The sequence below is a fragment of the Paenibacillus sp. G34 genome, from assembly GCF_056856875.1.
In genome coordinates this window covers 1,456,748-1,469,188 of sequence record NZ_CM166469.1, presented here as the reverse complement: position 1 = coordinate 1,469,188, position 12,441 = coordinate 1,456,748, and the positions used below count along the sequence as shown (strand labels likewise).

The 12,441-nt window shown below is 48.1% G+C and carries 13 protein-coding genes; all 13 read right to left on the bottom strand.

Annotated elements, in window-relative coordinates; genetic code table 11:
• Window positions 1-106: 106 nt before the first annotated feature.
• A complete protein-coding gene (locus AC1VYS_RS06430) occupies window positions 107-1,756 on the bottom strand; it encodes an ABC transporter substrate-binding protein (protein WP_482913515.1) in 1,650 nt (549 codons plus the stop codon).
• Between the two features lie 980 nt (window positions 1,757-2,736).
• The gene (locus tag AC1VYS_RS06425; protein ID WP_482913514.1) at window positions 2,737-3,744 is read right to left on the bottom strand and encodes a glycoside hydrolase family 25 protein; all 1,008 of its coding nucleotides are present in this window, start codon (window positions 3,742-3,744) and stop codon (window positions 2,737-2,739) included.
• Between the two features lie 117 nt (window positions 3,745-3,861).
• Window positions 3,862-4,374, bottom strand: a complete 513-nt coding sequence (locus AC1VYS_RS06420) for a phage holin family protein (RefSeq protein ID WP_482913513.1) — start codon at window positions 4,372-4,374, stop codon at window positions 3,862-3,864.
• Between the two features lie 43 nt (window positions 4,375-4,417).
• Window positions 4,418-4,699, bottom strand: coding sequence for a hypothetical protein (locus AC1VYS_RS06415; protein WP_482913512.1), 282 nt, complete (start codon window positions 4,697-4,699; stop codon window positions 4,418-4,420).
• Window positions 4,700-4,723: 24 nt separating this feature from the next.
• Window positions 4,724-6,220 carry a tail fiber protein gene (locus AC1VYS_RS06410; protein ID WP_482913511.1) on the bottom strand — a complete coding sequence of 499 codons (1,497 nt, stop codon included), beginning with the start codon at window positions 6,218-6,220 and terminating at the stop codon, window positions 4,724-4,726.
• Complete coding sequence (locus tag AC1VYS_RS06405) at window positions 6,220-6,810, bottom strand: YmfQ family protein (protein WP_482913510.1); 591 nt, start codon at window positions 6,808-6,810, stop codon at window positions 6,220-6,222. The genes AC1VYS_RS06410 and AC1VYS_RS06405 overlap by 1 nt, the downstream gene beginning before the upstream one ends.
• The gene (locus AC1VYS_RS06400) at window positions 6,770-6,997 is read right to left on the bottom strand and encodes a hypothetical protein (RefSeq protein ID WP_482913509.1); all 228 of its coding nucleotides are present in this window, start codon (window positions 6,995-6,997) and stop codon (window positions 6,770-6,772) included. The genes AC1VYS_RS06405 and AC1VYS_RS06400 overlap by 41 nt, the downstream gene beginning before the upstream one ends.
• Window positions 6,990-8,129, bottom strand: coding sequence for a baseplate J/gp47 family protein (locus AC1VYS_RS06395; protein ID WP_482913508.1), 1,140 nt, complete (start codon window positions 8,127-8,129; stop codon window positions 6,990-6,992). The genes AC1VYS_RS06400 and AC1VYS_RS06395 overlap by 8 nt, the downstream gene beginning before the upstream one ends.
• A gap of 4 nt (window positions 8,130-8,133) precedes the next feature.
• Window positions 8,134-8,589: a DUF2634 domain-containing protein gene (locus AC1VYS_RS06390; RefSeq protein WP_482913507.1), complete on the bottom strand. Its 456-nt coding sequence runs from the start codon at window positions 8,587-8,589 to the stop codon at window positions 8,134-8,136.
• Window positions 8,582-8,992, bottom strand: coding sequence for a hypothetical protein (locus AC1VYS_RS06385; RefSeq protein ID WP_482913506.1), 411 nt, complete (start codon window positions 8,990-8,992; stop codon window positions 8,582-8,584). The genes AC1VYS_RS06390 and AC1VYS_RS06385 overlap by 8 nt, the downstream gene beginning before the upstream one ends.
• Window positions 8,985-9,974: an XkdQ/YqbQ family protein gene (locus tag AC1VYS_RS06380; protein ID WP_482913505.1), complete on the bottom strand. Its 990-nt coding sequence runs from the start codon at window positions 9,972-9,974 to the stop codon at window positions 8,985-8,987. The genes AC1VYS_RS06385 and AC1VYS_RS06380 overlap by 8 nt, the downstream gene beginning before the upstream one ends.
• Window positions 9,971-10,600 (bottom strand): LysM peptidoglycan-binding domain-containing protein, encoded by a 630-nt coding sequence (locus AC1VYS_RS06375; RefSeq protein ID WP_482914930.1) that lies wholly within the window; start codon window positions 10,598-10,600, stop codon window positions 9,971-9,973. Before AC1VYS_RS06375 ends, AC1VYS_RS06380 begins: the two co-directional genes overlap by 4 nt.
• A 56-nt stretch (window positions 10,601-10,656) precedes the next feature.
• Window positions 10,657-12,435 carry a hypothetical protein gene (locus AC1VYS_RS06370; protein WP_482913504.1) on the bottom strand — a complete coding sequence of 593 codons (1,779 nt, stop codon included), beginning with the start codon at window positions 12,433-12,435 and terminating at the stop codon, window positions 10,657-10,659.
• Between the last annotated feature and the right edge of the window lie 6 nt (window positions 12,436-12,441).

Genomic DNA, 12,441 nt, shown 5'->3' with positions numbered 1-12,441 from the left:
CTTTGGATAGTAAATTCCGGATGCAGATTCTGCCAAGCAAGTCATGTCCGCCAGCGCGTTATATTTGCGGTTATATACTTTTGCAGCAACGTTCTCTCACCAATGTTTATTCAAAATAAGCTCCCACATACGATTCGGTTCCCAGCGGAGAAGTGACAAACCCTTTCAGGCTCGCTTTCCCGGCCAGAATCGGTGTCGTATGCACAAGTGGAATCCAAGGTGCGTCTTCCTTGATGATGATCTGAGCCTGCTTGTACAGTTCGGCACGTTTGTCCTGATCCGTCTCTGTCTGTGCTTTCGTAAGCAATGTGTGAAGTTCCTCGTTTACGTAGTAACTACGGTTGTTGCCTGGAATGGCGTCTTTGTCCAAAAGCGTATACAGGAAGTTGTCCGGATCACCGTTGTCCCCTGTCCAGCCGAGCATGTAGAGATCGTCCTTCTCTCCGGCTTTGGAATCTTCCAGATAGGTCGCCCACTCGGGAGATTCAATCGTTGTTTTGACACCAATTTTCTCAAAATCAGCCTGAATCGCTTCGGCTACTTTCTTGCCATCTGGCATGTACGGTCGGGATACCGGCATCGCATAAAATGTTACCGGATCAGGCAATCCGTCAGGGAAGCCGGCTTCGGCCAGCAATGCTTTTGCCTTTTCCAGATCATAGGCGTAATCTTCAATCTCATCATTGTAACCCCACAGCGTTGGTGGCATCGGGTTCACCGCAGGCTTCGCCTGTCCGGCAAAGAACGCATCGATGATGGCTTGTTTGTTCACCGCATGGTTGAGGGCTTGTCTGACTTTCACGTTATCAAACGGCTTTTTCTTGAAATTAAATCCGATATACGCCACGTTGAACGGTGGACGTTCGATCTTCTGCAATTCGCTATTGCTCTCGAGAATGCTCAGATCATCCGGGTTCAGGTCTTCCATAATATCAATCTCGCCATTCTGCAATGCATTGAAACGAGCGGTGTTATCCGGGATGGAGCGCACGATCACCTTGTTTAGCTTCGGGAAACCTTCCCTCCAGTAATCTGCGTTTTTCTCCAGTGTAATCGAGTCGTTCCGCTTCCACTCTTTGAATACAAATGGACCGGTGCCTACAGGCTCACTTTTGAAATTCTCTTTTTTCTCCTGAATCGCTGCCGGGCTTCCTATGCCAAACGGGGTCATCGCAATATTTTGCAGGAAAGGAGCTTGCGGCTTGCTCAGGGTAAACTCGACTGTCGATTCATCGAGCGCCTTCACTTCCTTGATCACCCGACTCCCCTCTGGCCCAAACATGGAATCATAGTAGTCGAAGGAATCGCCTTCGAATTTATATTCACTTGCCGGATCACTCCAGCGATTAAAATTGAACACAACGGCATCCGCATTAAAGTCCGTTCCGTCATGGAACTTCACCCCGGATTTCAGCTTAAACACATACTTCAACCCGTCCGCAGAAATCTCCCAGCTCTCGGCCAGTCCCGGAACAACTTCGGTTTCACCCTCCTTGTAATCGAGCAGCGAATCAAACACCTGATGCCCAATCTTCAGAGATTCCCCATCGGTAACAATTGAAGGATCAAGCGCAACCGAGTCTCCGCCACGTCCCATGATCATCGTATCCTGGGCAGCCGCCTCTGTTGGAGGATCATTTCCTTCCGCAGGTGCTGGCGTATTTTCCCCGCCTTCCTTGCTACTGGAACAACCAGATAACACAAGTACGGTACTCAGTGCCAAAGTCAGTAAACCGGACATCCATTTTTTTCTCATTCGCATACGTACAACACCCTTCCCTGTCTCATAATGTGTGTGATGATTGCGTGAAAAAACGGCAACTCTGGCAGTGTGTGCGATGATGTGGTGGCGATGCTGAAGCTATCTAATTTGAACTAAAATTGATTTACACAGGCACTCCGATGACAGAACAACTTTCAATCGCTGTTATCCCCAGATTTTTTTTGATTCTCTTTGTCCTCAGATGAAATCCGGTGATAAAGGCGAGGCTTATTCTTCCGATGTAGCTTTCTTGCAGAAAGCTTTTAGCTTCACTTCTCCAGTTTTTTCTGTCCTCTCCGTTTTTGTGTAAATGAATCGTTCAACAAATAGCTAGTCATCAGATAATCCCTGGTTGTAATTATTTAAATTTTTGTATCATCTATTAAAGGCTTTATATGCCTGTGATACCTGCTTTATAGTGTTGAGAATGTTTGAAACGAGTGAATTAGAAGAGTGAGATCGTACTGTAAGTATAAAACGATTGAACACAGCCCGGATCAACAGATCGCAGAGCTAGTGAGAACCATGTATTTGAACCAAGGTCAATTCGAAACAGCCAATTTGCCTTTGAATGGGTAGAAGGATAGATCACCAACATTAGCGTTGTACGTTCGTTTCGTGAGTGAGTTAGTTTGTCTTCATGAGGTGTAAGATAGATTTGATCATTTACGGGTAGAAAAAGAATAAGAGAATTGAATAGATCGACGCTACAATAACTTTCTATGTTATGGTTTTGTCATGATGAGGAGGTTTGTGTATTAAATCGTGGTGAAAAACATTTTCGTGTAACTTACTTTACATCACATTTACCAAATAGACAAGGGATTTACAGACATACGTCTTCAACTTTATTACACGCGTCAGTATTAATGACATTATGTACAAAAAAGGAACACAACTCGACAATAATCGTCCGTGTTCCTCGCTGTTTACTCCATACATTTTAGATCAGTTCTATTAAGTTATACGAAAGTTTACTTTTTAAACAAACCTCTACGGTGCATCACGGTGATAAAACGATAAAAATCGTAGCTTGCTCCATTATCAATACTGAAAAGCGGGTTTTTGGAGTCATAGGCCAGTGCGGCATCTACAGCAGCTTTCGCCCAGACAGGTACTTCCATCAACTGACGTGCCTGCAAACGCTCAACCTGTGCTTTGAGCGCATCAAACGCGGCTTTCTCTTCGGCTGTCATCGGTTCGCCCCCTTTCGGTGGTACAGTTGGCGGATTCGGGTTCGAAGGATTCGAAGGTGTGCTCGGGTTCGACGGATTGTTTGGCTCTGTTGGATTCGCAGGATTGTTTGGTACGGTTGGATTCGTCGGATTTGGGGTTGGAGCAGCCGTTGCATATCTGGCTCGGAGCTGTGCCGCACTCCCCTCGAATTCATTCATATCCACATTGCCGCTGATGCCATTCACCTTGCCCGAGTCCGTATATTGCCAGAACGTCCAGCGCTTCCACGCTGGCTGATCATCAGGCACACGCGTATTGCTGTATCGCGCGATCCAGAGATCGTAGGAACCCAACGAAGTATCGAAATTGGCTGCAAACGAGTTGCCTGTATATATGATCGGTTTCACACCTGTCAGACGCTGCAATTCGGTTAAAAAGGCTTTGGCCACCGTATTCATCTGGGCTTTGCTCAGATTGCCGGGATTGTTCTCGTAGTCCATCACCGGTGGCAATTGCAGCGTTTTGGCGCCCCCGATTTGGTCTAGCATATTGGCATAATGCGCCGCTTCCGCCTTCGCAATCTCAACAGACGTTCCGCGGAAAAAATGATAGGTTCCCACCATCATGCCCGCCGCCAGCGCACCATTTACATTTTTCTGAAAATTCGGATCGATATATGTCCGCCCTTCAGTTGCTTTGATAAACACAAACGTCATGCCGCTTGCCTTCACCTTGACCCAGTCGATATTGCCCTGGTATCTGGAGACATCAATACCCTGCGTGTTGCCCGGGGTTCTATTTTGCAAATTTCTCACACCCTTTATGCGGCTAGTTTCTGTTTATATATAGTTAATGCGGACGGGTTAAAAGCTGCTTGTGTGCGTGTCCCTTATTGAAGTTTTTGCGTGCCCCTTATCGAAGTTTTAAGGCATCTTCCCATTATCTTTCGTTGGCTCTGTTTCTGTTTCTGTTTCATTCGATTCGTTACGAGGAAAGGAGTCCTTGGCAGGATCCGGGGAGGTGCCGGGGTATCCCCCAGCCCCTCCCTTCCCCTTCAGCACCTCGATCGCCTGCCGAATGGCCGGCGGAATCGGAGCACCCAGCTTGCCCCCATTTTCAATGATGGACAGCAACTCATTTGCGATATAAAAAAAGGCGACCGCATCCCTGAACAAATGTCCGTCTCCCAGAACACCGTCCACCAGATGAGCCACCGATACCATTGCAAATATAAATACCTTTCGCGCGATCCCAAACATGCCAACATTACTTTCAAGCTTGCCCGTCACCCCTGCTGCCGCGATGCCTGTCAGGTAGTCAAAGATGACGAAGACCAGCAATACACCGAGCACCCCAGACCAACCTCCAAAAAAATAGGAGGCCGAGCTGCTCATGAGTGCAATCCCCCATTTCCATAGGGTATCCCATCGCTCCATGGTTTCACCTCCTTAACAAAATTCGTATATATAGGACTGAAAATCAATATAACTCTCTGGAATTAATAATTCTCTCTAATCTTTTAATTCGTTCTTCGGGTGTTTCTATAATGTAATCACTGACGAAATCAGGCTCATTAATAGGGATCTTATCACCCATTAAATATTCTTTATTTGTCACGATATAGTTTTTGATATCCTCATTTGGGTCAAGGATTACAACTGATTCATTTGCACCTTTAATTTCGTTTGTCGCTACATATTGTATATCACGAATAATAACGATAATTTCCCTTGTTGAATTCTCAAAAAAATATGCATTCATTTAAATTATCCTTTCTATAAAAAATCACTGAAAAACCTGAGCACCGTATGATTTACTGATAGAGGAACTTGTTACAGTGTAGTTATCTAACATTAAAATGGAGGCGTATAATCTGCCACCAAAATTGTTATTAGAACCACTTATATTACTAAACACGGCTATACATCCATCAGACAACTCAAATGGCATTGATTGATTATTGATTTTACAACTACGCATATAAATTGATGGAACTCTAATTGCGTTTAAAAATCCGGCTCCCGAGTTTTTATTTACATTAAATATAGTCAATTTACTGCATATTTGTGCATATATTCCAAAAATATTTGAATTAATTATTTCTAGTGGAACTTGATAATTTCCATTAATTAAAATTTCATTACTACAATCATCAATGTCAAAGTATCCTTCAAGTCTAATTCTAGGATCGAATGAGAAATACAATGGAGCTCCATGGAATTCTTTAACAATAACAACTTCTGCAAATGTTTCATAAGAAGATGGGCTGTTATTCTCTACTTTTATTATTCTAACTCCAGCATTAAACTTCTTAAGAAAGTCCACTGCACCTTGTATAGTCGCAAACTGAGCCGTAGAACTGTTCTTACCAACTCTAACTGTAACTTCACCTCCACGTAAATCCGCATCTCTCGAAACCTCGTTTATCACAAAAGCGCTAATAGAGCTTAAGTAAGTAGCCACATAAACTACGGTCGGATCTAAATAGTTGTTTGGTAAAGTAAAGTTTTTGAAATGCTCCGCTCTAAGTTGATAGTTTGTTCCATTAATTTGCAGATACGTTGCTACATTTGCTAAGGAATTAGTCACATTAAACTGTAATTTAAAAGAAAATCCATTAACAACAGATTGTGTGGAATTAAAAGCGCATACGTAAGTGTTATTGGATGAACGGACAGCTGCAGAAAATAGATTCAATGACTTAGCAACCTGACTAATTTGATTATCAGTATAGGTTTTAGCATTTGTTGTTGCTTGTGAAGTGGATATCACGCTTGCATCCCTTACAGCCTTCTCCGTCGCCGCCACCGTCTCGGACGTGCCGTCCGTCTTGTTGGACAGCTGTACTATCCCCGGTTCAGTCAATGATGCAGGTGGGATGGCTGCATTTTGGAGATCCTCCTGCAGCTGTTGAATTTCATCCCTTGAAGGTACCTTCTTCCACGGCCCCCATCCGACATAGTAGTTCCTTTGAAAAACTTGTAAGTTACTCGGTTCAAAGGTTGTTAGAGTCTGGACCACACCAGCATGTTTTTCTATCGTCAAATGAAAGGCTACGCCTACTGGAGAATTAGCTAAAGTTCCTACTGTGGCATTCGTTGGGCAATAATATTCCCCTTCTGTAATATAGCTATTGAGATCCGATTCCGCAGGTATAAGGATGGATTCACGGGTCGCCACACCTGCATCAATCTTTTCAAAAATTCCGTTAATACTCTCCCGGGTTACATTCTCATTCCCCAAGGGTAGAGGTAGCTTCAGTCGATCAGTTTCTTTTGGCATTACGCCCACACCTCCAGTTCATTCCACGTCAAGGACGCGGCATCGAGTTCATCCCATGTCATCTGTTTGTTGTCTAGGTCGTCCCAAACCAAATAACGGTATTTATATTCCACGGCCATATGGGCCGGTTTTAGTTCATCGATGGCTCGTTTCAGATCATCGATATTGGGCGGAATGCCCATGGTGTCTACAAAACTCACCGTAAAGCTCCACCCTTCCGGCTGGAACTTTACATCCACCTTGCCCCCAGCATAGGCTTCAGCCACGTTTACAACTTGTCTTCCCGAAAACTTGCCTGCCCCGCGCAGCTTCGACTCCACCACGGCACGCCGCTGGTTCACAGGTTTGAGACGATCTGTCTCAATACCAAGCTCCTGCTCCCAGTAATCCATCCCCCAGGTCGCTGTGCGGACAAAAAACTGTTCCAACGTCTCATTCAGAGCCTGATACAGCAGATCCATCTCGCTACCTTTAGCTTGCATATCGGCCTGCATAACACGTGAAGTCTCATAATACTGGGGCAAATACGAGAACAGCTCCCTACCCTTCTCACTCGTCAGTCCAGCATATACTGCAGAAGGAGCACTCATGTCCTGTGTCCTCCTTTCTATTTCCATTCAAGGAAGAGGTAAGCTCACGGGACTGCTGCGCCCGGAAATAACTTAATCCTAGCCCCGGAGCTGCCTCGGCTCTGTCAAGCTTCTCCACCAGGGAACCCATCACATTTACCACTACCTGTCCATCCATCTTGTCGACTGCACCCCTCACACTACTCATGCACATCCACCGTCCCCAGCACAGCCACTTGGCTGGCGGTCATCTCGATATTCTGGTCGCTTACACCGTTCACGGTCAGCTCCGAATAGTCGATAATCGGCGGAATATCGAGCAGGATTGCGGCAATACGCGTGTAACGAACAAGTGGGTCGGCAAAAGCAAGCTGCTTCAAATACGCGGTCACCCCGCGTTCGATTAATGCCCGGACATCCGCCAGCGTGGCATCACTTGCCAAGGTCAGTTTCACCTGAATGTTCATCGGCACTTCCTCTGCGGGCATCACCGTCACCACAGGGCCAGCCGGGGCAACGCCCTCGCCTTGTCCATCCTGCGTTGGATCAACGTACTTTTGCACCGCTGCCACCAGATCAGATCCCGCAGCACGCTTGTCCGTATCCAGCAGATACAGCCCGACCGTTCCCGGCCCCTGCCATAGCGGGATTACTCGCGTTGCCCCGACGCCCGGCACTTCACTGGCCCATTGCACATACTGTGCCTTGTTGCCGCTTGTACCCTGATTGCGGACTTTGGCATAAAAGCGCTCCAGCAGCGCGGTATCCGCTTCGATGTCCGCACCGCCCTTGATAACGTCCGTGTTCACCACAGACGTCACGCCGCTTACTGGTGTAGACAGTACGGTTAACGTGCCTGCGGGTACATTGCTCTCTTTTCCAGCAACAAGCGCACGCACACCTACACTCCCCACACCATTCTCATCCAGCTCCACACGGCCCACCGTTTCATATTCAAGCGATGCTTCACCAGACACTTCGTCTGCGAGCGTAGCTACAACCGTACCTGCTGGCACGACTTTCCCCGGCTCACCCGTAAATTTCACGTTGCCCTGTGCCGCTACCGCCGCCCGGCGTGTAATGCCATGTTCCCCTGCCCGCAAATCCAGCTCCTCCGAACGAAAATTCGGATCACGGCTCGCCGCCGTACTGGCAAATCCGCGCCGCAGCAGCTCCTGCGCCCACAGCGCCGCTTCGGACAGCATAAAAGCTACCGGGGCCTCCGCATCCCACAGAAACGATCCTTCCGATTTATCCAGATCCGCGGGCAGACGATCCAGCATGCGCTGCATAATCTGTTCCTCCGTCTGGTCCTCCAAATAACGCGGAATCTCAGCCATCCCGTCAGATCACCTCACTTTCCAGAATAAACATCTCATCCTGCACACTCATCACCCGGCACGTAAACACACACTGCTCCCGGTCCCAATCAAACGTAAATTGGTCCACCGCATCCGTACGCGAATCAACCAGCAGTGTCTCCGTCACCATTCGGGCAATCTCACTTTCCATCACACCACGGCTATCCCCCTGACCGACCAGATCCTCCAGTTCCGAACCGTAGTCGCGAGAGTAGATCACATGTCTGTACCGCGGGGTTTTTACTGCTTTGATACACCACTGCACCCACGCTTCATGCGCGTCTGCCGTAGCCACTTTGCCACTTGGAGTCAGCACAAAATCACCAGCATTATAATCGAATCGCCAGCTTCGCCCAAAACGCACTTCTTCCGAAGCCGCACCCGACAGGTTCTCCTCATCTCCCCAGACCATACCCGTTTCCGGAAACAAACTAGGCATTCGCACTCACCACCTTACACAGCACCACAATATCGTTACCGCCATTCACCCGCATCGCCAGCACGCGATCTCCGGCTTTCAATCCTTTGCCCAAAGACCAGACCGCTTCTTCCACTTCCCCCTTTTGCAAAAGAAACCGTCCCGTGCCCGTCGTACCGCCGTCTGCCACGTCAGATATCCCGGAAATCGCTCCAGCCTGCTCACGCTCCGGCAATCCTAGCGTGCCTGGTAGCTCGGCCACGAGATAGTCCTGCACTTCGTGCTTGAAATCGTCCAGCTTCACACCGGACGCCGTGATCGTACCCAGCACTGCGCCCATACCGCTCACGGCCTGACGGGAATGTGTGCTCATCGCTCCCCGCATCACATCGGCAAACTGCCCGTACGGATCTTCTTTATTCAAGGTAAAACCTCCTTTTCACCAGCTCCGCCGTGCCCAGCTCCAGCATCATCGTGCCCGGCCCAGCTGACAGATCCCGGCTAACAGACATGACGATCAGCTTCAGGCCTTTCAGCATGACCGCATCTCCTGCGCGAATCGTATTGATATCCGGGGCCGAGATCGTAAACGTCTCCTGAATGCCTGTCAGCTTGCTTTTTGCCAGCTTCTTCGCGGCTGCCGCTGTTTTTACCTGATCGTCCTCGATCAGTTTTTGCAGTGTACCTAGCTGCTCTGTATCCCCCTGCTCAATTGCCAGTACTTTCGAAGGCACCTCTTTGCCATTACCACCGGAGTCAGAAGCTGCCATGACTTTTACTTTCGTAACTGCGCCTTCCAGCGTCCGCATCTGTGTCAGATCGATTAGCCGATCCAGCGCGTGCACCTTTGTATTACTGCCTACCTTGAACAATTGCAGCCCGCCTGGCGTCATGCGCGGATGATACATATCTCCCCCGGACTTGGCCGTTTCCTTCAAATCGGCCAACATCATCGCAAAAATCGTCTGCGACCGATAGACCGCCTTCCCCAGCTTGGTCTTGATCTCCGGCAGAGTAGTCAGGGGGATTTTCCATTCCTTGGCGTACGCTTTGAGCCGCTGTGCTGCCGTCTGATCCTTGGGAAACAGGAATTCATCCTCTGATTTTTCAAGATAAATCATTCGGTCGTAGATCGTGAGGGACAAACGCTTGGTACCGCTATTGGAGCTTTCCGCTTCCCAAATGACCGCTGGATGGAGAAGATGCACCATCGATTTTTCGCCAAAAGGAACCCCGCTGATCCGCACCACCATGCCCGGTGAAATCGCAGGTAAACCCGAAGATGCCGATACGGCTAGCCGGATGTTCGCCTGATAGGCGATCTGGTCGAGCGAATCCTTCAGCGTAATCGTCTCTACCAGCTTGGTAATGTCATGTTTATCATCGACAATGACCTTGTAGGTCATGGCATCACCAGCTTTTGCCCCGGCTTGATCCGGTTCGGATCACTGCCGATGATTTTGGCGTTGAGCTTGTAAATCTCGTTCCATTTGGAACTGTTTCCAAGCTCCAGCTTGGCTATTTTGGATAGGGAATCCCCGGCTTTGACGGTGTACGTCTTGCTACTTTTTTTCAGATCGGTACGAGAACCGGACTTGCTCGCAGCAGCACCCGAACCCACCTTCTCGACTTTGGAATCACGCCACGTTCGCAAGGTCAGGTCAAAATAAATATCGCCCGTCTCCCCGCCGCGAAAGCTCGAATTGAGCGAAATCAGAAACACGGGTACATTCACTCCGGTTCCCGCGATGATGAAACGCAGCGGCTTTTTGGAGATGAGGAAGGTGTTCAGCACATTCATTGCCACGCGTGGATCAGGAATGTCCGTCACCGTACAATAGGACTCGTCATATTCTTTGGGAAAAAAAGAAGAGAAGGTGATCTCCTTCACCTTCTCCCCTTGTGCAAAATCAAACTCGCCATGCTCCAGCATGTTAATCGTTTCGTACCCTTTGGACCTGGAAATGTTGACTTCTTCCGGATTCACGGGGAATTGAAACGAAGTGCTACCGTCTTTCAACGTAAATTCCATTTTCGCTGTATGAACCTCATCTTGAAGTACAGCCATATCTGCGGCCTCCTTTCTGCTTAGGCCATAATCGTTTTGCGATTTTGCATCGCGCGGCGGAACTCACCTGCAATCCGTTGCCCCACCTGTTGAGAAACTACATCATAATCAATAGCGTTCTCACGAACAGTCACCTGTACCGTACCTGGCGCAATATTTACAGCGATCTGGTTCGTCGTTTCCGTTTTGAAATCCTTAAGGTAACCTGCCAGACTGCCCATCTGTTCTTCCGAAATATGCACTGTGAGCGGTGATGATTTACCGCTCTGCTGCCCCGTTTGAGTTAGTGCCATCGCTTGGGATTGCATCAGACTTGTTCCTGCAAGCCCCGCAGCCGTTGATGAACCAAATCGATTGTTCATAAAGGCCTCGGGTCCGGTGATCGATAGAAATTCTGGCCTGTATGGTGGCGGCATCTGCGGTGCCGGAGGTACGGAAGGGGTTGAAGCAACTGTTGCAGCCGGAGTAGTCTGCTCTTCTTTGTTCGAACCAAGACCGAAGAAATTAGAAATTCCCTCCGTGAGACTCTTTGTTTTCTCAGAGACGAAGTCAGCAGCACCCGATAACGCGTTACCTAACCCTTCCGAGGCATTGGATACAAAGTTACCGATATCCTTGGCCTTATCCCCAATCCAGCCTCCTACTTCACCACCAGCCCAACCACCAACTGCACCGCCAATAACCGTACCGATCCCCGGCAAAATAAAACTGCCAATGGCGCTACCAATCGCCGTACCCGCCGTTCCGCCAATCATGTTACCGACAGCACGGCCTCGTTCCTCGGCAGGTGCACTCGCGATATTAGCGACATCTGCCAACATGCTGATTGGACCAAGCAATCTCTTGGCCCCTTTGGCAAAGCCACCACCCAACTTGCCTAACATGCCATCTCCCGAAAAGAGATTCGACATTCCCATTGGTGAGGAGGACATGAGACCGGAGCTAAACTTAGATTTTCCAACACCATTGTTCGTTGCATATTTCGAATCTTTCAAAACTTTTTGAAACATCTGATCCGAAGTGTCAGTAATTAGTTGAGGCTTAGGAGATGAGGAAGAAGTAAGTCTCCCAGCTTCGTTCTTACCGGCTTTTGAATCTCTTAATGCTTGTTTAAAAGCACGGTCGGAGGTATCTGTTAGTATTTTGGGTGTAGGAGTTGCTAATGGTTTATCCTTTAGCTCTATTCGTCTAAATCTTCCAACTGGTTCGCCTGGATTAGCAGCTTTGTTCTTTTTATCTTTTCGACCAGTCCACCAATCTTTCACTTTTATACCCTTATCAAATAAATCACCAGCATTGTTAGCAATATTTAATCCTGTGTCTAACCATTGAAGTCCTTTTTCCCACCATGCCTTATCCTCTTCTTTAGCCACATTATTAATCGTTGTATAGGTATTGTTGCTCCCAATCACAACGGACATGGAAGAGGCACTCGCCGGGATCATTTTCCCCATCGCCACTTCAACCTTCTGCTTTACCTCAACCGACACTGTTCCTGAGGCCTTCACGAGCTGATTACGGAAGCTGTTCAGTTTGATCAATGCACGATCCAAAGCCGGACTTAGCTGATCATCCAATCCGATTCTCGGTGTGATCCGCAAGCGGCTCAGGCGGACAGCGGTACTGTAGATACTTTCCAGTCTGCGACCAGTCATTCTCAGCTCATTGTTTACTTTGATCAATCCTTGATAACGAACCCGGTTCAAGCGATCCGTAGAGCGTTGAATCTGATCAAGGTAACGAAGCGTCGTCTTCATTTGTGTATTGGACTCGGATAACCCAATAATCAACTCTGCCATTTTTTC